We start from the raw sequence: 20,625 nt of genomic DNA, 5'->3' as shown, positions 1-20,625 counted from the left end.
TGTTTCATTGTGAAAACCGAAGTAGCAGCGGCGCGTTTGTCTTGGCAGCCCTACAATCGAGGCTCTTTAGTTTTCTAATCTTTAATTGGCCTGGTCTCTGCAGTTAAAATTTGAATGTGTCGTCGTAGGGGTGGTTTAAAAAGTCATCAAGAATTTTTTTATCAGCAGTTAAACGCTGCTGCTCTTCTTTAGATATGCGCCTGTACAGGGGAGAGGGAGCGTGCTTCGGACTATTTTTGGGCAGATCAAAGCGGCGCATCCAATGGTTGCTGGTGCGCTCGTTGAGCCTGGTTTCGCCGGCAATTGAACCGTAATGGAGTGATCCGATATTACTGACCCGTAGGGGCTTGAGTACTTCATTAACCATCACATAAAGCTCTGGTTGTGGATCGATATCCAATTTCCCCAAAGCAGGCCAATCACCGGCACGAAAAATCGTGCCCCATTGGTACGGCAAGATTCCAATACGAACATCATCAAGTTGTTTGAGTAACTCTTCAGTTGTGCCAAGTTTACTTATCCAATGGTGGGCCATGTAGGTGTACCAGTTTAGATTCGTGTAGCCAGTACGCCAGCTATCGTTTGCAATTAAAAGGGTTAGATCTATGCCTCTATAGTCATTAAGTAACTGGTATTCGATATGCTGATAGTTTTGTAGTTCATAACTGTTTTGGATGCCCAGGCCTGCTGCTCCATGTAAGGGGCGCAATATGTTACACATGTCCACTATCAAATTTTCGAAACGGTGCGTGCCGGTTTTTTTTATTTCTTCTATTGGAAGGTAAAATCTTACAGTTGAGAGAGCGTTATGAATTCGTTCGAACCATTCAACGGGGAGTAATGCTTCAAATATGTAGTCTCCCGGATGTTCGAACCCTTGCTGAGATGACCACATAAATGAAGCTGAATCAGTGAGCCCGTCAGATTGTATGTAGGAAAGGCAACTATGCATTGTTTGAGGGCAGAAATTTTGCGTTTTGATTTTTTCACTTCCCATATACCCCCACGAAAGTTTGTCACCAAAATGCTTGCAGTACAGCTCGAAAGCCTCTGCAACATGTTTTCGTCGAACAGGTAGATATGCATCTGCGAGGTAAAAAGTCGCTACTAATCCCACCTGCAAAACCGGTTGCTCTTCATCTTCCTCATCGACGATGGTGAGGTCCCAGCGATGGGCGTCAAAGTTTTTAAAAAACTGTTCTTCACTCATTGCTTATCTCCGGCAGATCTTCCCAAAACACATAGTTATGTAGGGTGGTCTGTAGGTGTTCTTGACGTTTATTCCATTCAGCCCAACGGGCCATATTTTCTTGATCTTCGGCGGCTAGGGCTGAATGCGAAGGTGCGGTCTCGGATTGGGCGAAGGCGGGCATGGCTGCCCCAGCCCCCACAGTACTTCCTGCAAAAGCTTTCTTGGCTGCAGAGATAAATGGCTTAAAACGAATAGAATGCCCGCCAGCATTGGCGACCATCACAGTACCATTGGCGGTCACAGTTGCAGGCGCCGCTGTAATGGCGAGCATGGCAGCACCAATAGCGACAAATGGCGCCGCTAGGGCTATTTCAATACCTGCCACCGCCTTTCGATTTTGTGCCTGGATATCTCGAGTATCTGGCGTCGCTATCATCCCTGGATTACCAGTTGCTACGATTTGAGTCTCTAACTTCAAGCGAGCCGATGCATGCTCTGCATCAATATGCCCAATTAACAGTTTATGTCTGGCTGCGGAAGCCCGGGACGCTAAACTCATGACTTGACCGACCGGTTTGTACACGGGTTCGCTTTCAGATGCTCGGACCCAGTCGCGTCTTTTTTGTTTGTCGCTTGAATCGCAGTTTTTTGTTTCTAATAGCCGTAGTTTTGTCGAGTTTCCAGCAATACGTTGATACGCCAGCCGTTGAATTGGTGTAAGACTATCTCCCGGGAATTTCATCTCTATAACTGACACCAAATTATCTTGGCTGTACTGCGATTTACCAGGATTAGTGAACGTTCTTAAGCGCAAAACATCAGGTATGCGCAGCAATCCCCGAGGATTTTTTATTCCGTCAATCCAAAGTAAGCCGCTTTTAGTTGATGGTGTCGGTGAAAGTATTTGTTCAAGGTCTGTTTTACTCAATAGATCGACCTCAACGCGCATGCTGGCCAGCTGCTCAAAGTGGCGGTTACGTAATTGCTGATATTGAGATAGCGGAAAGTTGCTGGGGCGATGCGGTTCACGTTTACTCATGATGGGTTGCGGTGGGTTTTTGCTCATGTCAAAACCCACTTCGCCACAATAAGGAAAGTGATACTTAAAAGCTTCATTGTCACAACGGACTAATCGCGAGACTGTACGTTGATACATCGGTTGTCCATCTTTTGCTCGCAAATAGGGGGTTGCTTTGGCAAACGAGGCTTTTTCGCATAGATACCATAAGTCGAGTGGATCCTCGACAGGTAACACCACGCCGCTGGCGCTGGGTTTAGTGACACTGTGTAATTTGCCATCTGGTGATTTACTTGCAGTCTTTCGTTTTGGTAGCTCGTTCATGGTTTAGTTCTCATCTGCATTTGGTGTTCGGGAGAAGTCAATGTCCATAACACTAAAGTCATCCCAGTACCCGGCACTAAGCTTTACGAGAGCTTTCTCATTCGTCAGGGCTTGAATTTTCAAAGGCTCTGTATCGCTTGAATTCACGATTTGAGTCTTACCTTCGTTGTCTGTTCTAGCGCGCAAGGTGTGGCCACTACCGCGAACAATTTCGTAAGGATGGTTAGCCAGTGGCTTACCCGTATTAGAATCGCGCAGAATAAAAAATTCTTTTAGAGCGCCTGTTGGCGGGCTGCCTTCTCCCCACCAACTTTCATTGGTATTTGCCTTTCGATGCATATCGACAGGGCCCTTGATCTTTATGGCTATCCCATCGAGAGTAATACCCGTTTCATCGAGGGTGATAGTTCCTCCTGGAGCCTTGAAGACAATGCGCTGCCCGGCCTTAACCTCATAGCTTGCAGTCTTTTGCTCAATCGTTTGCCCGGTTGCAAGCCGGTAGTTACTTTGCACTACGTGGTCAAAATTCCCGCCGTTTTGAATGTGATGATTTGCTCCGGTTTTGTCGTTACGATGGTTGCCAACATGTTCAATACGGTCGTTTTCAATGATGACTTCGTGGTTGTGACCGATATGCTGGAATCGATCACGAGCGACGGTAAGACGTTGATCCTGACCAATGCTTACTGATTCATCGTTGCTGACGTGTTCGGTCCGGTCACGACCAATCTCAAGGGTTTCATCCCGCGCTACCTCTTCCTTCCTGTCATTCCCCACAAACGTCGTGCTGTCATGCTTGATGTAAACGTTCTTGTCCCGCTCGGCATGGATGTAAACCTCTTGCTGGCCCACCTCATCCTCAAAGCGCAGTTCGTTAAACCCCGTGCCTTTGTGGGTGCGGCTTTTGATGGTCATGCGGGTTTTGTGTTTGGGCAGTTCGTAGGGCGGCAGGTTGGCCTGGCGGTAGGCTCTGCCGGTGGCGATGGGTTGGTCGGGGTCGCCGTCGAGGTAGCTGATGATCAGTTCCTGGCCGATGCGCGGCACGGCCATGGCACCCCATAAGGTGCCCGCCCAGCCTTGGGTGACGCGGATCCAGCAGGAGCTGTGGTCGTTTTCCTGGCTGTCGCGGTCCCACGGGAAGCTGACTTTGACCCGGCCCCATTCGTCGCAGTAGATCTCTTCGCCCGGCGGGCCGACCACGGTGGCGGTGTGCGGGCCGTCGATGCAGGGTTTGGGCTGCAACGGGGCTTTCCATTCGGCGTCCCAGCGGATGGCGCTGGCCTTTAAATGGTAGGTGGTGCTGTAGTCGCTGCCGCCGGCTTCTTCTTGCAGGCTGCTGTGTTGTTTGCCGGTGTGCTCAAGGGCGATGCTGCGCCAGCGATCGTTGAAATCGGGGCGTGGGTGTTCGCTCAGGTCGAAGGCCAGACCGGGTTGCAGGCGGGCGTCGTCACCTTCGAGTTCGGCCATGCGCGCGTCGCTGCGCAAGGCGTGGAGGCGGGTCTTGGTAAACGGTTTACCCGCCGCATCGCGTTTGTAGCGGCCGGGGTAGTCGTAGCGCTCGTAATCCTTGTGCTGGTTTTTCAGGGCCAGGCCGCCATCAGCGGTGTGCTGCTGGTTGTAGCGCGGGTGGGTGAAGGTGTAATCGCGCTGCACCTGGCGAGAAGTGCGCACCTGCTCGGTATAACTAAAGCGATGCAAGGCAGGCTCTGCCGAATCGCCACCGCCCATGGGCTGATAAAGCACCGGGCAGTCTTTGTGGGTGCCGATGGTGCCCAGACCGCCGACGCGATCGGTGAGGATCAAGGTGTGGCCATCAGTGCGGTGTTCGAAGATGTAGAGCAGGCCTTCTTCGGCGGCGAGGCGGGTAATAAAGTCGAGGTCGGTTTCACCCGCCTGCACGCAGTATTCGCGGGTCTGGTGATCGAAACAGATCTGTTTTTCGAGGTCGGTGATACGTTGGCCCTTGAGCACCAGGGCGATGATCTCGGGCACGGTTTTGTACTGAAACATCCGCCAGTTGGAGCGCAGGCCCGCGCGGGCCAAAGTCGGCTCGATCACCGCGTGGTAGCGGGTACGGCGAAAACCGGTGTCGCCCTGACAGAACAGACTGACCAGACCATGGACATAGCGCACCGGCGTGTCGCCGCGCCACACCGTGAACAGCGCGCCCAGATCAAGGACACGATTAAAGTCCACCGCCGGGTCGTGGCTGACCAGGTCCAGGTTTAATTTGAAGGGTTGCGACAAGCCTTCTTCGAGCTTGAACTCGACCACCTCAAAGGCATCGCCTTGCAGGGGCTCGAAGGTAAAACGCAGATCGCTTTGACGGGGCATGGGCGCTCCTGAGGCACGCTACCGCACGCCCCGTCATGGCAACGGGGCGTGCGCTGGCGAACACATAAAACTGCCTGCCAGAGCGGGCAGAAACAGCGGTGGGTTAAACCGGCTTGCGCCAGTCGTCTGAGGCTTCGGTCCCTGCAACCACGTGGCTCCAACTGACCTTGCGGTAGGCCAGGCTGGTCTTGATCAGTTGGGTGTAGTTGGCGTTATCGCTGTCCTGGGCGTGGGGCAGCAGGGTGTGGATTTCGACGACGGTGGCGTCTTCCAGCTTGGTGGTGAAGAAGTGCTCCTGTTTGCCATCGGTGGAGGTGCGGAACCACTTGACCTCAACGGTGGGCAGCATTTCGCCGGTGGCCAGCGCCTGGTAGAGCATGGGCGAGGCCTTGCTCAAGGCACTGGTGAAGATCAGCGGTTTGTGTACCCGTTGCCCCGAAGGCTGGCCGCTTTGCGGGTCGGTGGGGGTGCTGATCAGGTGGTCGACTTCCTGGGCCAGAATTTCGTCCTCATGGCCTTCCACATACACGTTGCCCACCGAGTCGCCGGTAAACGCGCCTTTGGTGATGTGGCCCTGGGTCTGGCCGTGGATGCTGATGTAGGCAGGTGTTGGCATGACAAACTCCTTGTAACGATCAATAGAACAACCCGATGGGGTTGCTACCGTCGGTGTGACGGCATGGGTTTATGGCCCGATAAGGACCAAGGGTTTACAGACGCCCGACACGGGGGCGCTGAAAATCGGCTACAGCGTGAGAATCCGGTCGAGGGAAACCAGCACTTGCTGGGTGATGCCGTGCAAACGCACGGCGTACACCGTGTACGCCACGACCAGCACCGCGCCCGCCATGGCCCAGGGTGTCCACAGCGGCCACGCGCGTTTGATGCGGTAGTTACGCGGGGCGACGTGGGTCAGGGGTTCGGTCAGGCGTTTGGGCGTCTCGCCACGCAGCGGGCGCAAGAGGCCGTGCAGGTGATTGATGATCCGTTGCAGTTCGTCATCGCCTCGGGGCACGTTGCCGTGTTTACCCTTGAGGCCCGTGCACAGGCACAGGTACATGAACTCCAGCACGTGCTGGTATTTGGCGGCGTCGGTGGCCATGCGGGCGAGCAGGGTGAAGAACTTCTCGCCGCCCCAGGATTCATGATGAAAAACACTGAGCAGCGAGCGCGTGCTCCAGTTTGAACACCTGCCCCATGGTGTGCTCATCACCACTTCGTCCACCAGCAGGCACAGGCTGTAGGAATACGCCTTGAGCGCGCCAGGGTCATAGTCCAGCGAATTGAGCTCTTCCATGATCGTGCTGATCTGGTTATGCAGGTCGCGGTACAGCGCGTTGATATCGGCATGCCGGTCCAGGTGGCGCAGGCGGATCAGCAGGCCGATCAGGGGCATGGCCGGGTCGCACAACGGATTCCAGGCCAGGCCGCGCAACTCGAATTCAGGGTCGGCCAGGTACGTTTGCGTTTGCTCTGTGATGACCGGCGGGGCGGGGGTAACCGCGTCCTCAAGCGCTTTGATGGAGGACTCAGGCGTGGTGTCTTCACTCATTTTTTTCACTCCTGATCGCCCAGAACTGCAGCTCCAGTTCCGGGAAGTCGCCGGCGACATGGAAGCCGAACCCGCTGCCTGTGCTCAGGCTCTGCCAGCCTGGGTGATGCCGGTCGAGTTCGAAGTAGCTGAAGCCGGCATGGAACGGCAGATGGCGCGGCGCCACGGGCAGCGGGATCAGGGCAATGCCCGGCAACTGCAAGCTGACCAGTTCGCCCAAGGCTTCGGTGGCGCTGATTTTTATCTGTTTGGGCAACTGCTCGCGCAGGGTTTCCAGCGGCAGATTGGCGCGTACCGCGAGGATGAACTCGGCAGTGTCCAGCAGGCGTTTGTCGCCCAGTAGCGCAGTGAGCACGCCGAATTCCTGGGCGACGATGGGCAGCGACACGGCGCGCGGCTGCAAGACGGTCCCCAGCGCCCGGCGCAAGGTGTGCTCCAGGGGTTTGAAGCAGGCCCGCAAGTTGTCGTGTTGGTAGGCCGGGTACTCCTGGGGCAGGTGGCCCTCGTCGGTAAAGGTCACCAGTTCGCCGCAGGCCTGGGCGAAGGTGATGTACAGCCGCTCGGGGTGGACATTGCGTTGCCGGGCCAGGTGCTGGAACAGCGGGTACATCCGGTTGAGGGTTTGCAGCAGGTTGAAATCGGTGACATCGGCTACCCCCGATTGCCCCGACGAGCCGATGCGTTCAGCCAGGTTTTTGGCCCGCTCGCGGATCTGCCCGGCCACTTCCCCGAGGTAGCGTTGCAGCACCGGTACGGCCTGCAAGGACACGCAGGTGGGGTAAAAATGCTCGTCCATCACCAGGCTGCCGTCGGGGCGTTTATCGAGGATCTTGCCCACGGCGATACAGGTAAAGGCACTGCGGTCTTCGTCCTCAAGCATCAGCTTGAGGTTGGGCACGGCCACGTTCATCGTGGTCACATCGCCGACTTCGCTGTGGGTGTCACGCACATCCACCTGCTGGGCCAGGTAACGGCTGTTGGCATAGCCTTCGGGCCAGCGTATTTCCAGGGCCTGAGCCGACTTGAGCGGCAGCGTCAGGAACACGGTCTGGTTGGCCGCACTGCTGTGGGTAATTTCCAGCGGGGTGGGCGGCGCCTGATCAGTGGGGATATCAAAGGCGCTGCCGTCGGGCATGATCCCGCGTGCCCGGGTCAGGGCGATCTTGCCAAAGCTCAGGTACTCGCTGTTGAGCGCCAGTTCGCTGAAACCATAGAGCGCGTCGTTGAGGCTGTTGAGGCGTTGCTGCACGGCCGCTTCGGCGGCGCGGGCCTGTTGCTGGAAATGCTGGGGTTTGACGAACAACCCCTCGTACCAAATGACCGGGTGACGTGAACTCATCAGTGGGCTCTCTGCGTGAAAGGGGGTGAAAAGGCATTCATCGGGTTTCCCCTTTGAGCTCAACGCTGGCGGCGTCCAGTTGCACCAGCAGCGCGTATTGATGGCCCTCGGGGTCTACGCGCAGGGTCTGCTTCCACTGGGCGTTGTCGGCGTCGTAGTAGTGGGCGATCACCGCGATAAATCGCGTGTCTTCGTCCAGGCTCTGCGGGTCGATAAATTTGAATTGGCCCGGCTGCAGCAGGTAGTCGTCGGCGCGGATCCAGGTGCTGCCCAAGGTCTTTTTCAGGTCATCCGTCAGCGTCTGGAGACTGGCGTTGCGCAGCAGGCTGTCATCGCTCAGTTGCAGCACCTTGAACGCAATGGGGCTGGCGATGGAGCGCGGCGCTTCAGCGTCTTGCGGGGTAGACAAACTGACACCGGGGGCGTCGTAGTCGCCAAAGGGCGAGGCTTCAACCACAGACATTTGTGTGTCCGCGTCGGGCTCTGGCAGGCCCGCTGACTGCGGCGTGACGGTCTCGTGAACGTGATCCAGCAGCGCCTGCAATTGCTCGGTCAGCGCCTGCGGGCTGGCGGCCTCCACGCTCACGGTATAGGGCGAACGAATCGGCGTTTCGGCGGGGCCGGCTCCGGGGATGATCAGGCGCTGATTGACGCTGTGGCTGGCATACAGGCTCAACGAGTAGCGGCTGGGTTGATCATCAGGTCCGCCCACCGGGATCGACGGCGTCCAGATCACCTGGCCGATCTTGCCGAGCAGGGTGCAACCGACCAACGCCAGGCAGCCGAGCAGCAACAGGGCGAAGCGGATATGGCCGCCCACGTGCGTGCTGTCGAGGTGCACGGCGCGGTGGGGTTTTGCGCGCTCGACGCGGGGTTTGTCAGCGCTGGCGTGGGCTGCATAATCCAGCACGTCGTGCAATGGCGGCGCTGCGGTGATCGCCTCCAGGGCCAGCAGCGGGTCGCTCTCCCGGGCGGGGTCCAGAGGGCGACTCAACTGCTCGAATTCGTGGCAGATGTGCGTGTTCGTGTCTGCCGGGGGCAGAAAAGGCAACGTGTGGGCGTTCCAGTCTTCGAGGCCATCCCGGCGACCGGTGAGCAGTTCATTGAGCGAGCGCTGACTCAGGTGGCGACGGTCGTCTGTCAGCTCATGGGCATCCAGGTGCACGGCGATTAGGTAGTCGCCGATGTGTAAAAAGTCCCCCTCGTTCAACTGCACGGTGGTGCCACGGCCCAAGGGCAGGGCATGGCCGTTGGCATAGGTGTGGCCGCAGTGATCGGTGACGCAGGCGCGATTGCCCAGCCAGTGGATCTGGCAATGGTGGGGGCGAACGCTGTGGCTGCGGTCGTTGAGCAGCCAGTCGCAGTCCGCACTGCCGATGCTGCCGCCGTGCAAGGCAAAACGGTGGGTGGGCTGGCAACCGTGGAGCAATTGCGCGGGGTTGCTGATGACCAGCGTGAGGTTCATGCGCGCCCCCTGATCCGTACCACGGCGGGGTGACGTTGTGCCTGGCACTCGATGAAACTGGTCCAGCCCAAGTGAGTCCCGCCTTCGCGGCGCAGGTTGAACGGCGGCACGTCTTCTTCGCGCAGGCCCAGTTCCACGTAATAAGCCGGTACGTCCCGCGCCAGAAAATCAAGCAACTGGCGCAGCCGTGCACACTGGCCGCCGCTGGGCAGGAACTCCCGGAAGCGCTTTTGCGACAGGTTGGGGATCACCAGGGTGAATTGGCTGGCGCGTGTACGGGCACGGTCGCCGATGGTGAAATTCTCCCCGAGTACACCGTTAAGTGAGCCCAGGGCCACGCGATGGCGCTTGAGCAAGGGCACCGAGCGCGGTTCAAACTCACGGATGTAAACGCCGTGCAGATCAAAACAATGCTCCACAATCCCGCTCACCACTGACGGCGCACGGCTGCGGCTGGCAATCAACCCGGCAAAGCTCAACAGACGCCCCCAGGGCAGCGGTGTCGCGCCGCGCAGGTCGTTGTCATTGAGGCCAATCAGGGAAAACACATAGCGCGAGAAGCGGTCGCGAGCGTTTGCCTGGAAGCGGATGTAGTAGCGATATTTTCGCCAGCTGTGGTGCAGCAAGGTCAGCAGGCGGTGATTGAAAAAATCGAGGAACTCGGGGCGAATACCACGGCCCTGCGCTTGCTCATAGGCCAGGCGGTCCAGGTAATAACCAGGCAGCGGCGAGTCGGCGCCCTGCAAGCCCAGAAACGTGGTTTGCACGCGGTAGCGCTCGTTGCCGAGCGTTTCATCGACACGCTCGGCAACGGTCAGGTCAGAGGCCGGAAAGCCCTTGCCCGCGTGGCTTTGCAAACGAATCCGGCGACGGCTGGCGCGGCTTGCAGGCTGGGCTTCCAGGTCATCGTCGTGCAGCGCGTGCAGGTGTTCCAGCAGACGATGGAACGAGTAGTTCCGCGCATCGGCCAGGAGCGTGTCGGCTAGATCACGGGTTGTCTGCCGGTCAACAGTGGCCATTCATAGCACTCGTTGTTAGTGGTATTGATCACTTCCAGCTTGTGGAAGGAGTTGATGCTTGCGTAGAGCGCGAAGAAGTGCGAAAGCACGCTGGCGAACAGGTACAGCTCGCCCTCGCAGAGGAACGCCTGCTGGTCCAGCTTCAAGCGGGTGTGCAGGCCGCGCACGGGCAGGCCCTTCATCAGCCAGTCAATGGGCGTGGTGACGGCTTCGCCAATCCCGTCCAGGCGCTTGCGGGTGGCGCGGGTCTGTTGCAGGTCGTGCAAGGCGGCAAAGTCATAGGCGCGGATCACCGCCTTGAGCGGCTCTGCCGAGAGCAGTGACAGGTAGTTCAGTGACAGGTTGGAAATCAGCGTCCAGTGCAGGCTGGCGTCCAGCACCGGGCGATACGAGCGGGTGGGCGCGATCAGGTTGGTGTAGGTGGCAAAGGACGGCGTGGTCTCGGTCGACAGCGACACGTCATCAATGCCCAGCGCCTGGGGTAAATCACGGTTGCTGCAGGTCAGTTCGATGGACGCGGTTTCATGCTCGCCGATGTAGTCGCGTTCATCGCCGCGCACAAAGGCAATGCGCTGCTGCAACCCCTCGCGGCCATGGGACTCTTCGATGTGGGTGCGAAAGTACAGCGCCGTGCGGCCCTGGGCGTGTTCGATCTCATGCTGAAAAGACTCAAAAGGCGTAAAGGTGCGCAGCGGGTCGCCCTTGTGTTCTTTGTCGCTGGCGCTCCAGCCGGCCACGCGGTCGACACTGAAAATCTCATAGGCGTCAGGGCGCTGCCCGGTGGGGATGACCCGCTGTTCCAGGCTGCGCCCGTCCAGGGCAATGGGTTCGGCGTCGTGGCTGAACAGGTTGACCGCCGGGGCGCAGAACAGGTGCAGGTCGTGGGTCTGTAAACGAATGTCGCCGGGCATGGGCCGGGAGAACTGGAACTCGAAGCGGATCTCATCGGTGCTGATGGCGGGCCAGGCTTTGCCCAGACGGGTCAGGCTAAAGAAGTGAAAGCGCTGCGGGAACACGAAGTATTCCTGCAAGATCCGATAGCCGTCGAAGACATTGCGCGGGTAGGGCAGCAACGCCTCTTGCGGGGTAAACCCCGGAAAGCCGATGTCTTGGGGGTTCAGCCCGTAGGCGGTGCCATTGACGTACAGGGTCACGCTTTTCAGGTAATGGGCGATCCACAGGTACAGGGTTTGCGCCGTGGCGTTGCCACCGCCCAGGTGAAAATCCAGTTGATCGCAGCCCAGGCTGTTCAGCGGTTGCCGGGTCAATACGCTGAGGTCGATGCGCACCACTGAGGCTTCGCGGCTGTGGGCATCGCTCACGCATTTGACCGCCAGCGGGTACAGGCTGACCTCGGTGCAGGTGCGAAACTCGCAACTGATGCCGTCCACCGGTTTGGCAAACAGCGGTGTGCCTTTGGGCAGCACCTGGCGCTGGCTGATGGCGTCGGGTAGCGGTTTGAAACGCACGATGGTGCAACTGGGCAATGGCCGCAAATAGTTGGGCCAGAGCATTTGCAGCAGCGGATGCGTCAACTCCGGCAGGTCATCGTCTATCTTCATGCCGAGCTTGGCGGTGAGAAACGCAAAGCCTTCCAGCAGCCGTTCCACATCCGGGTCGTTGGCCTTGTCACCCAAAAACTGCGCCAGTTGCGGGTTGTCCTCGGCAAACTCACGGCCCAGCTCACGCAAGTAACGCATCTCTTCGGCAAAGCGTTCTTTCAAGCCCATGGTGTCCCCTTTATTTCACGCGGGTGTAGCCGTCGCGACCGTGCATGGCCACGTCGATCAGCACCCTTTCGTCCTTGTGGTTGAGCTGCACCTGGCAATCGAGGCGAAAGTTCAGCTCCAGCGGTAAATCCGGGTCGGGCTGATAGCGCACGCCAACGACCTTGATCCTCGGTTCGAATGCCTCGATCGAGCGGCGTATGTCGGCGCTGATGGCGATCACCAAGTCAGAGCTGCCCTGGGCTGCGCCATTGAAGTCGCGCAGGCCCAGTTCAGGGCTGCTTTGCGAGCAGCCCTGGCGGGCATTGAGCACGTGCTCCAGATGGCGCTTGATCGCGTCGATACGCTGGCGGGCCTGTTCGTCCGCGGTGCCCGGGCGGTAACGTGGTGCGTCAGGCTCCAGACGTTCGAACAAGCTGGCGCGGCCCAATTACTGAGTGTCCAGCCGACCGACCAGTGAGATCTCGAAGTTGGCGCCCATGTACTTGAAGTGCGGGCGGATCGACAGCGACACCTGATACCAGCCCGGGTTGCCGGCCACGTCCTGCACATCAATCTGGGCCGCGCGCAACGGGCGACGGCTGCGCACATCGGCTGAAGGGTTGTCCTGATCGGCGATGTACTGCTTGAGCCAGGTATTGAGCTCGCGCTCCATGTCCTGGCGTTCTTTCCAGCTGCCGATCTGCTCGCGTTGCAGGACTTTGATGTAGTGGGCCAGGCGGTTGACGATAAACAGGTAGGGCAATTGCGTGCCGAGCTTGTAGTTGGTCTGGGCCTCCTGACCTTCGCGGGTCTTGGGGAAGGCTTTGGGTTTTTGAATGGAGTTGGCCGAGAAAAACGCCGCGTTGTCGCTGTCCTTGCGCATGGTCAGCGGGATAAAACCGGCTTCTGCCAGCTCATATTCCTTGCGGTCAGAAATAAGCACTTCGGTGGGGATCTTGGCTTGCAACTGGCCCAGTGATTCATACAAATGCACCGGCAGATCCTCTACCGCACCACCCGATTGCGGGCCGATGATGTTCGGGCACCAGCGGTAACGGGCGAAGCTGTCGGTGAGTCGGGTGGCCATCAGAAAGGCCGTGTTGCCCCACAGGTAGTTGTCATGCTGGCCGTCGATGGCTTCGTCGTAGCTGAAGCTGCGCACCGGGTTTTCCAGGCCGTCATAGGGCGTGCGCAACAAAAAGCTGGGCAGGGTGGCGGCGATGTATTTGGAGTCTTCCATCTCGCGCAAGCTGCGCCATTTGGTATGGCTGGGGCCTTCAAAGATGTCGTTGACCTCCTTGATCGACGGGAGGTCCTGGAAGCTTTTGAGATTGAAGAATTCGGGGCTGGCGGCCATGACGAACGGTGCGTGGGCCATGGCGCCTACAGAGGCCACATAGCTGAGCAAACGGATGTCCGGTGACGAAGGGCCGAAGGTGTAGTTACCGATCATGGCAGCGATGGGTTCACCACCAAACTGGCCGTAGCCTGCGGTGTACACGTGCTTGTAGAGGCCGCTGCGGGTGATGTCGCCGGCGTTGTCGAAATCGTCGAGCATTTCTTCTTTGGTGACATGCAGCACGTCGAGCTTGATGTTCTCGCGAAAGTCCGTGCGATCCACCAGCAGTTTCAGCCCGCGCCACGCCGATTCCAGTTGCTGGAACTGCGGCTGATGGAGGATTTCATCCATCTGCTTGCTCAAGGCAAGGTCGATTTCGCTGATCATCTGATCAACCCGGAACTTGTTCACGGGCTGTTCGTGATGGCCGCTTTGCAATATCTCGCTGATGAACGCGGCCACGCCTTGTCTGGCGACCGCATAGCCTTCCTGGGCCGGGGTCATCATGGTGTTGGCCAGCAGTTGATCGAGTAGCGAGGTGGGGGCATCGGTCACCCGGATTTGGGCGTTGGCACTTTCCATCGGCATGGGTGGTACTCCGTTTTATGAGCTCGGTTTCGGCAGTCGCAGGGCAGTGAACAGGCAGGTAACGCTTGGCGTTTGGGCCTAGGCGTCAGGCGAATCCTTGGGGGCAGGCAGGGTCAGGTTCAGTTCGCGAATAAGCCGTTGGCGCGAAGCATCGTCAGCCAGCAGGCTTTGCAACTGTTTGCGGAAGGCGGGGGTATTGCCCAGCGGGCCTTTTAACGCCACCAGCGCGTTGCGTAACTCCAGCAGTTTGTTCATTTCAGGCACTTGGCGGGCGATGGCATCAGGGCCGAAATCGTTAATCGACTTGAACTGCAAATTAATGCTCAAGTCGTTCTCGATATCGTTGGTCAAGACGCAAGGCACTGCCATTTCTAATGACACTTCGGCTTTGGTCAGTACATCATTGAAGTTGTCTTTGTCGATACGTACGGGTTGTCGGTCTTCAAGAGCGGACTCTTCGCCGTGGCCTTTAAAATCACCGGTTATCAGTAACTTTAACGGCAATTCAACTTCGGCCTGTTGATCGCCTGTGGCCGGAATGTATTTGATGTTAATGCGTTCTTTTGGAGCTACGGAACCGTGAGCTTTCGACATGGGAAAAGTCCTTTTCATTCGAAGGTAGCCCTATTAGGAACCGATTTCTCTAGGCCTGTCATGTCGGCCAAAGCCGTTAGTTGTGTGGCTTTTCTCTGTAGGAAATTACGATTATGAGTTTGGTAGTACTTGCCCTACATAGTTGCAGGAAGTCGCTGAGGGATATGTCTGTTAATTGCACTAATAACGTTAATTGTGGAGTGTTTTACTTGCTACTTAATTGCCGGTTAGTCCACGCTCCGGACAATTAAGGCGTTATACGTCGAACTTTTTATCAGCGAGAAAGGATCTTGCGCGTTATGTCATGCCCATCATTCATACAGGAGGTGCAAATGCGAATAAGCAGTGGGCGGGCATGGGCGTTAGGCGCCTCTCTATTAGTGCTGGCGGGGCAACAGGCATTGGCCATGCCGGCAGCGCGAGACTGTACGACCGTTGTGTCGTCGTTAAAGCGTCTGGAATGCTTTGATCAGGCGGCCGGAACGCCGATTCGCAGCATGGCGCCACAACCCATCACTTATGTGGGGCGAATGTTGCCCATCGTCGATCTGGTGCAGCGCAATGAGGCCAGACGCAGCCCCGGGGACTTCCGCTTTTTGATCTCCCACTGGCCAGAGCTGGATGACGAGCGAGCACAACGGGTGGTTATTTCTGCTCCGGCCCTGGGGGCGTTTGCCCCCCGGCCTACCTTGGCCATCAGTTGCGAATCCAAAATCACTCGCCTGCAACTGGTGCTCGATGAGCCAAGCAAGCGCAACAAGCACCGTATCCAGCTGTTTGCAGATGACAAGCCGGTCTCGAACGCGACATGGCAAGTGATGGATGAAGCAGGGCTGGTGGTCGAGTTCAGTCGGGGGTTACCGACCATTGCGCTGTTGCGCCAGATCATGGGCAGCCAGCGTCTGGAGCTGAAAAGCACGCAGGACGCAGCCCTGAATGGGCTGGTGTTTGACGCGCAAGGCCTGGACGCGTTGATTGCGCAGGAGCGTCAAGCATGCCGCTGGTGATCGAGGTACCGGCCGATATTGTCCCGCTGTTGCTGGCGCCGATTGAACCGGAACAACCCGCCGGGTATTTCGATATCGAGGACGAAACCTATCAGGCAATTGATCAGGAAATGATCAAGCTCGGGGGCTTGCGTGAAGCCAGCATCGACTGGCCGTATATCGATGAAGCGTCCCGCCAGTATTTGGCCAGACAGTGCAAGCACTTGCGCATCCTCGGGCATTTGCAGGGGGTGTGGCTGCGCACCCGGCAGTGGGCGCGCTGGGCCGATGCCGTGGGCTTGCTGGCGGGTATCGTCGAGTTGTATTGGGACAGCGCCCACCCCAAGCCCGGGCCGACCGGCTATCTGGCCAAGCGCAAACAGATCAAGCGCCTGCTTGAAGAGTTGGGACAAGCCCTGTCGAGCCTGGACCGCAGCAGTTTTGCCCCGGTGCATCAGGCCACGGCGGAGCAGGCGTTACTCGACCTTGCGCGCGGCGCAGTCGCGGCCAAGCTCGACTCGGCGCCGATTGAGGCACTGCAACGTCAGTTGGCCAAATACAGTGAGCCACTGGTGCCTGAGTCGACCAACCAGGCCCCATCTTCCGGCGTCCTGAACCCGACCTTGTTTACCCGCACCAGCGCGCCGCCCGTGGGCAGCGAACGTGAACAACGGCGTGCCTTGCTGGCAATGGCCGAGCAACTCAATCAACAAGACCTCTATGACCCGGTGGGCTATCAACTGCGCCGTTTTGGCTTGTGGGCGCACCTGCATGCCGCCCCGGCCATCACCCGCGACCGCCGCACTGAATTAAGCGCGGTGCCTCAAGACATTGTTGACGCGTATCAAGAAGCACTGGGCGCCAATGCCCTTGAGCCCGCCTTGCTGTTGCGCATTGAAAAAAGCGTCGCGGCCTCGCCGTACTGGCTGCGTGGCAGCTACCTCGCGGCCCAGGTGGCCTCGCGCCTGGCGATGGATGACGTGGCCTTGGCTGTGCGCCGCTGTTGTGAGCGACTGGTGTGTCGGCTCCCGGCTTTGCTGGAGCTTAATTTCAGCGACGGCACGCCCTTCGTCGACGCGTCAACCCAGGCCTGGATCAGCGGTGCCGACCAGCGCGAGGGCGCCAGCAGTGCGGTGCCTGAGTACGCGGGCCTGCGCGACGAATTGGTGACCCAGTTGAATACCGAAGGCGTTGAGGTAGTGCTGCTGCGTTTGCAGGCATTGCACGCAGCCCATGAAGCCCCGCGCCAGCGCAGCCACACCACGGTGATCGCCGCTGATTTGCTGGGGGCCCGTGGCCTGTCCTGGCTGGCCGATGACCTTTACGCCGGGGTGGCCCGGGTGATGCGCGAAACCAGCGCCCAGGCGTGGGAACCCGAGTTGTATCAGAAGTTGGCCCAGCACCTTGGCAACCCCGCGTTGATCAAGGCCGTTCAGGAGTAGGAGCAGTTTATGGAAAGGGTCTGGAGTTACATCAAGCGCTGGGGTTGGCCCGTGCTGCGGCATTTCAAGCAGGCGCTGGCGCTGATGGTTGTCCTCGGCGTGGTCTTTGCGCTGATCGGCATCTGGTGGCTGGGGCCGCACTGGACATGGCGCGAGCATCAACCCTTGGCTGCGCTGGCGATGCGCGTGTCGGCCAGTGTTGTGGTGGTGGTCGTGCCGTTGCTGTTCTGGGCCTGGCGGGTGCGTCAACGCTTGCTCAGGCTCAATGCCGAGCACGCGCGTGAAGCGGCGGTTGTGCTGGATCCCTGCCTGCCCTATGTCGAGGCGCAGGAGCGTTCACTTGATCAAAGCCTGAGCCATTTATTGAACAATATGGAGCGTCGCCGTTCGCTCTATCAATTGCCGTGGTACCTGGTGCTGGGCGAAGAAAACGCGGGCAAGACCAGCCTTGTCACCCGTTCAAATCAGAGCTTTTCCCTGTCCCATATCAACAGGACGGGGGCCCGCGCGCAGCCGGAAGAAAAACTGGCGTATGGCATCGACTGGTGGATCGGCGACGAAGCCGTCTTGATCGATCCGCCGGGTGAGTTGCTCACGCAACCGAAGCCCTTGACGCAAGAACAGCGCGCCGAGCAAGCGCAAGAACCGGTGGCGGCCAAAGGTAAATTCAGGCCGGTATTGCCTGGGGACACTCACCCGCGCCTGTGGCTGCACCTGCTGGACTGGCTGGGGCGCAATCGCAGCCGCCGCGCCCTTAACGGGGTGGTGCTGGTGATCGATGTACAAGCCTTGCTGATGCAGCGCCCCGAAGCGCGCAAGGCTCGCGCTAACGTGCTTCGCACGCGGGTGTATGAATTGACGCGGCATTTGGGCACACGCCTGCCGGTGTATGTGGTGCTGAGCAAATTTGATCTGCTGGAGGGTTTTGAAGAGTTCTTTTCTCAGCTGTCGCGCCGGGGCCGTGAAGACTTGCTCGGCTTTACCTTCAGCCTGGACGCGGTCGACGATTTTGATGCCTGGCTGGCGGAATTGGCGGAGCATTACAGCGCGTTTGTCGAGCGTCTCAACGAGCAGGTTTTTGACAGCCTCAGAGGCGCCCGCTCATTGGAGGACCGTGACCGGCTGATGGGTTTTCTGCGTCAGTTGGCAGGGCTGCGCCCGGCGCTGTTTGGCTTCTTGAATGAAATGCTCGGCACCGACCGTTTCACCACACCGGCGCTGGTCCGGGGCGTGTATTTTTCGTCGGTCTTCCAGCAGGGCACCCTGAGCAATGCGTTCGTCAAAGAGGCGGGCCAGCCGTACCACCTGCCGCCACCGCCTGCCGAGGTCAAACCTGCGCAGGGCAAGGCCATTTACTTTGCCCAGCAATTGTTCAAGCAAGTGATTTACCCCGAGGCGGGGCTGGCCGGTGACAACATCAAAGTCGCCCGCAACAAGCAACGACTGTTGATCGCAGGTTTTGGCGTGGCTTCGCTGGGCTGTTTGCTGGTGGTGGGCTTGTGGCAGCACTACTTCACCGTCAATCGTGACAAGGCCGCGAACGTTTTGGCCAGAAGTCAGGAGTTCAGCACCGGGGACATTGACGCCAATCTCGATGCCACCGGGCGCAATTTGCTGGCGCCGCTGGACCAGATCCGTGACGCCGTCTCGGTGTACGGCGATTACCGTGAAGCCTGGCCGTTGCTGTCCAATATGGGGCTGTATCAGGGCCGGGCGATTGGCCCGCGGGTTGACGAAGCCTATTTGAACTTGCTGTCCAGGCGCTTTTTGCCCGCCATCGCCAGCAGTGCTCTGGAGGCGATCAATATCGCGCCTGCGGGCAGCAATCAGCAACTGGTGGCGTTGCGGGTGTACCGCATGATCGAAGACCGCCAGAACCGCCGACCGGAGATCGTCGAAGACTGGGTTGCCAAACAGTGGCAGCGCGCGTATCCGGGCCAGGGGCAACTGCAGGCAGACCTCATGCGCCATCTCAATTACGCGTTGAAATATGCCGACACGGACTTGCCGCACTACCGCGAACGGATCGTCCAGGTGCAACAACAACTGCGCCAGCGACCCATGGCAGAGCGGGTGTACAGCACCTTGAAACAGGATGCCCAAGAGCGCTTGCAACGCCCGCTGGACTTGCGCAACGAAATCGGCCCGGCTTTCGATATTGTTTACCGCCCTTTAGTGGTCAACCCGGACACCGATGGCAGTGAGTTGCAGTTGGCGCCATTGCTCACCGCCAAGGGCTTCAAAGAGTACTTTGAGCCCGGCACGCAAGACATTATTGAACTGGCCATGATCGATCAGTGGGTGCTCGGTGAGCGCCAACGTCTGGACTACTCGCCAGAAGACCGCAAGGTCCTGACCCAGCGGGTTCGTGCCCTGTACAGCGCTGACTATGTAGACAGCTGGCGGCGGGCGCTTAACCAGTTTGTGGTCACTGATTTTCGTGATCTGAGTCATGGGGTTGCCGTGCTGGAGCAGGTCACCGGCCCGGCGGCGCCGTTACGGCGTTTGCTTGAAACGCTGCGCGACAACACCGTGATCTACCCGGCCGTGCCGTTGATCGAGGGCACTGCGGTGGTCAGCCTGGACAAAGTGCCCGAAGGCCAACAACAGGCGGCGGGTATTCGGCGTGCCTTTACCGGCTTGGCGCAATTGATCATCCCCCAGGGGGAGCGGCCTTCCTACTATGAAGAGACCCTGCGCGCCATTGGTGCCGTGCATGACTATGCCAAGGCCGTGCACGACAATCCGGACCCCGGCAAGGCCGCGTTGAAGACTGTGCTCAATCGCTTTTCGCTCAGCGGCAGCGACCCGATTGCCAACCTGCAACGGGTTGCTGTAGGCCTGCCGGAACCGATGAACCAGCAGGTCAAAAAACTCGCGGACCAGACCTCGCAAGTGCTGGTGGTAGCCGCCCTGCGCGAGCTGGAAAAGCGCTGGGACAGCGAGATCTACAGCTTCTATCGTGATCGGCTGGCCGATCGTTACCCGTTCAAAGCCACGGGCGAAGACGCTTCGCTGGACGACTTTGAAGCCTTTTTCGGGCCGCAAGGGCGGTTGCAACAGTTCCATGACCAGTACCTGGACATCTTCCTCAAAGACAACCTCGACGTGCTCTACTCCGAGAGCCTGGGCGGCTACCTGGTGCGCAGCGACGTGCTGGAACAATTGAAAAAAGCCGAGCGTATTCGCGACACCTTCTTCAACCATCGCGGGCATTTGGCGGTGCAACTCACCATCGAACCGCTGGCCCTGAGCACCACGCGCCTGAGCAGCCTGCTCAGCGTCGACGGCCAGTTGATCCCCTACCAGCACGGCGCGCCACAGCGCACAGGGTTGGTGTGGCCCAACGACCTGGGCAATGCCAATGGCAGCCAACTGACCCTGGTCAACAGCAGTGGCAATACCGCGAGCCTGAGCTATCGCGGCCCGTGGTCGTTATTTCGGCTGCTCAGTCGAGGCCATCTCAACGGCCGTACCGACACCAGCGTCGACCTGACCTTCGCCATTGCCGACGGATTGATGCGCTACCGCGTGGTGGCCGAAAAAGCCAACAACCCCATCACCCAGCGCACCTTTGAAGGCTTTGCCTTGCCCAGAACCTTGCTGGAGGAACGCCGCCAACCCAAGGACGGCGACAAACTCACGCAGTGGTCAGGACGGTCCAAGCGTCTTGCCCTATCTATGTAGCACCTGCCTTTGTTCTCCCTGAGTAGGTTGTTGGCTC

15 protein-coding genes are annotated in these 20,625 nt (G+C 58.7%); 3 read left to right on the top strand and 12 right to left on the bottom strand.

What is annotated here, in order from left to right; translation table 11 throughout:
- Positions 1–103: 103 nt before the first annotated feature.
- The 12 genes from TU84_RS24115 to tssB form a co-directional block, all read right to left on the bottom strand.
- The gene (locus tag TU84_RS24115; RefSeq protein ID WP_053225307.1) at positions 104–1,210 is read right to left on the bottom strand and encodes a type VI immunity family protein; all 1,107 of its coding nucleotides are present in this window, start codon (positions 1,208–1,210) and stop codon (positions 104–106) included.
- Positions 1,203–2,534 carry a VRR-NUC domain-containing protein gene (locus tag TU84_RS26170; protein WP_157403819.1) on the bottom strand — a complete coding sequence of 444 codons (1,332 nt, stop codon included), beginning with the start codon at positions 2,532–2,534 and terminating at the stop codon, positions 1,203–1,205. The genes TU84_RS24115 and TU84_RS26170 overlap by 8 nt, the downstream gene beginning before the upstream one ends.
- Positions 2,535–2,537: 3 nt before the next feature.
- Positions 2,538–4,868: a type VI secretion system Vgr family protein gene (locus TU84_RS24105; protein WP_082148808.1), complete on the bottom strand. Its 2,331-nt coding sequence runs from the start codon at positions 4,866–4,868 to the stop codon at positions 2,538–2,540.
- A 103-nt stretch (positions 4,869–4,971) separates the two neighbouring features.
- A complete protein-coding gene (locus TU84_RS24100) occupies positions 4,972–5,484 on the bottom strand; it encodes an Hcp family type VI secretion system effector (protein WP_048373680.1) in 513 nt (170 codons plus the stop codon).
- Positions 5,485–5,613: 129 nt separating this feature from the next.
- On the bottom strand, positions 5,614–6,420 hold the full coding sequence (icmH, locus tag TU84_RS24095) for a type IVB secretion system protein IcmH/DotU (RefSeq protein ID WP_082148807.1): 807 nt from the start codon (positions 6,418–6,420) through the stop codon (positions 5,614–5,616).
- Positions 6,413–7,759, bottom strand: coding sequence for a type VI secretion system baseplate subunit TssK (tssK, locus tag TU84_RS24090; protein ID WP_048373678.1), 1,347 nt, complete (start codon positions 7,757–7,759; stop codon positions 6,413–6,415). Before tssK ends, icmH begins: the two co-directional genes overlap by 8 nt.
- A 37-nt stretch (positions 7,760–7,796) precedes the next feature.
- Positions 7,797–9,224 carry a type VI secretion system lipoprotein TssJ gene (gene tssJ, locus TU84_RS25320; RefSeq protein ID WP_053225306.1) on the bottom strand — a complete coding sequence of 476 codons (1,428 nt, stop codon included), beginning with the start codon at positions 9,222–9,224 and terminating at the stop codon, positions 7,797–7,799.
- The gene (gene tssG / locus TU84_RS24080) at positions 9,221–10,243 is read right to left on the bottom strand and encodes a type VI secretion system baseplate subunit TssG (RefSeq protein ID WP_048373674.1); all 1,023 of its coding nucleotides are present in this window, start codon (positions 10,241–10,243) and stop codon (positions 9,221–9,223) included. Before tssG ends, tssJ begins: the two co-directional genes overlap by 4 nt.
- On the bottom strand, positions 10,207–11,973 hold the full coding sequence (gene tssF, locus TU84_RS24075; RefSeq protein ID WP_048373672.1) for a type VI secretion system baseplate subunit TssF: 1,767 nt from the start codon (positions 11,971–11,973) through the stop codon (positions 10,207–10,209). The genes tssG and tssF overlap by 37 nt, the downstream gene beginning before the upstream one ends.
- 10 nt (positions 11,974–11,983) lie before the next feature.
- Positions 11,984–12,400 (bottom strand): type VI secretion system baseplate subunit TssE, encoded by a 417-nt coding sequence (tssE, locus tag TU84_RS24070; RefSeq protein ID WP_048373670.1) that lies wholly within the window; start codon positions 12,398–12,400, stop codon positions 11,984–11,986.
- Positions 12,401–13,873, bottom strand: coding sequence for a type VI secretion system contractile sheath large subunit (tssC, locus tag TU84_RS24065; protein ID WP_088500278.1), 1,473 nt, complete (start codon positions 13,871–13,873; stop codon positions 12,401–12,403). It lies immediately after the preceding gene.
- An 84-nt stretch (positions 13,874–13,957) separates the two neighbouring features.
- On the bottom strand, positions 13,958–14,473 hold the full coding sequence (tssB, locus tag TU84_RS24060) for a type VI secretion system contractile sheath small subunit (protein ID WP_048373666.1): 516 nt from the start codon (positions 14,471–14,473) through the stop codon (positions 13,958–13,960).
- Positions 14,474–14,805: 332 nt separating this feature from the next.
- Here tssB and vasI point away from each other — a divergent pair, with 332 nt between their 5' ends.
- Genes vasI through tssM form a run of 3 tightly spaced genes read left to right on the top strand, consistent with a single transcriptional unit; the run spans position 14,806 to position 20,588 of the window.
- The gene (gene vasI / locus TU84_RS24055) at positions 14,806–15,480 is read left to right on the top strand and encodes a type VI secretion system-associated protein VasI (protein WP_228392726.1); all 675 of its coding nucleotides are present in this window, start codon (positions 14,806–14,808) and stop codon (positions 15,478–15,480) included.
- Positions 15,468–16,901 (top strand): type VI secretion system protein TssA, encoded by a 1,434-nt coding sequence (gene tssA, locus TU84_RS24050; protein ID WP_048373664.1) that lies wholly within the window; start codon positions 15,468–15,470, stop codon positions 16,899–16,901. The genes vasI and tssA overlap by 13 nt, the downstream gene beginning before the upstream one ends.
- Before the next feature lie 9 nt (positions 16,902–16,910).
- Positions 16,911–20,588, top strand: coding sequence for a type VI secretion system membrane subunit TssM (gene tssM, locus TU84_RS24045; protein ID WP_048373662.1), 3,678 nt, complete (start codon positions 16,911–16,913; stop codon positions 20,586–20,588).
- The last annotated feature ends 37 nt before the right edge of the window (positions 20,589–20,625 follow it).

It is taken from the genome of Pseudomonas helleri, from assembly GCF_001043025.1.
Lineage (GTDB): Bacteria > Pseudomonadota > Gammaproteobacteria > Pseudomonadales > Pseudomonadaceae > Aquipseudomonas > Aquipseudomonas helleri.
The sequence above is the reverse complement of the archived record's forward strand: the minus strand, read 5'-3'. Positions and strand labels throughout refer to the sequence as shown.

What these genes read in the sequence shown, in the direction of transcription:
- TU84_RS24115 (WP_053225307.1), bottom strand. Translation starts at nt 1,210, where the DNA reads ATGAGTGAAGAACAGTTTTTTAAAAACTTTGACGCCCATCGCTGGGAC.
- TU84_RS26170 (WP_157403819.1), bottom strand. Translation starts at nt 2,534, where the DNA reads ATGAACGAGCTACCAAAACGAAAGACTGCAAGTAAATCACCAGATGGC.
- TU84_RS24105 (WP_082148808.1), bottom strand. Translation starts at nt 4,868, where the DNA reads ATGCCCCGTCAAAGCGATCTGCGTTTTACCTTCGAGCCCCTGCAAGGC.
- TU84_RS24100 (WP_048373680.1), bottom strand. Translation starts at nt 5,484, where the DNA reads ATGCCAACACCTGCCTACATCAGCATCCACGGCCAGACCCAGGGCCAC.
- icmH (WP_082148807.1), bottom strand. Translation starts at nt 6,420, where the DNA reads ATGAGTGAAGACACCACGCCTGAGTCCTCCATCAAAGCGCTTGAGGAC.
- tssK (WP_048373678.1), bottom strand. Translation starts at nt 7,759, where the DNA reads ATGAGTTCACGTCACCCGGTCATTTGGTACGAGGGGTTGTTCGTCAAA.
- tssJ (WP_053225306.1), bottom strand. Translation starts at nt 9,224, where the DNA reads ATGAACCTCACGCTGGTCATCAGCAACCCCGCGCAATTGCTCCACGGT.
- tssG (WP_048373674.1), bottom strand. Translation starts at nt 10,243, where the DNA reads ATGGCCACTGTTGACCGGCAGACAACCCGTGATCTAGCCGACACGCTC.
- tssF (WP_048373672.1), bottom strand. Translation starts at nt 11,973, where the DNA reads ATGGGCTTGAAAGAACGCTTTGCCGAAGAGATGCGTTACTTGCGTGAG.
- tssC (WP_088500278.1), bottom strand. Translation starts at nt 13,873, where the DNA reads ATGGAAAGTGCCAACGCCCAAATCCGGGTGACCGATGCCCCCACCTCG.
- tssB (WP_048373666.1), bottom strand. Translation starts at nt 14,473, where the DNA reads ATGTCGAAAGCTCACGGTTCCGTAGCTCCAAAAGAACGCATTAACATC.
- vasI (WP_228392726.1), top strand. Translation starts at nt 14,806, where the DNA reads ATGCGAATAAGCAGTGGGCGGGCATGGGCGTTAGGCGCCTCTCTATTA.
- tssA (WP_048373664.1), top strand. Translation starts at nt 15,468, where the DNA reads ATGCCGCTGGTGATCGAGGTACCGGCCGATATTGTCCCGCTGTTGCTG.
- tssM (WP_048373662.1), top strand. Translation starts at nt 16,911, where the DNA reads ATGGAAAGGGTCTGGAGTTACATCAAGCGCTGGGGTTGGCCCGTGCTG.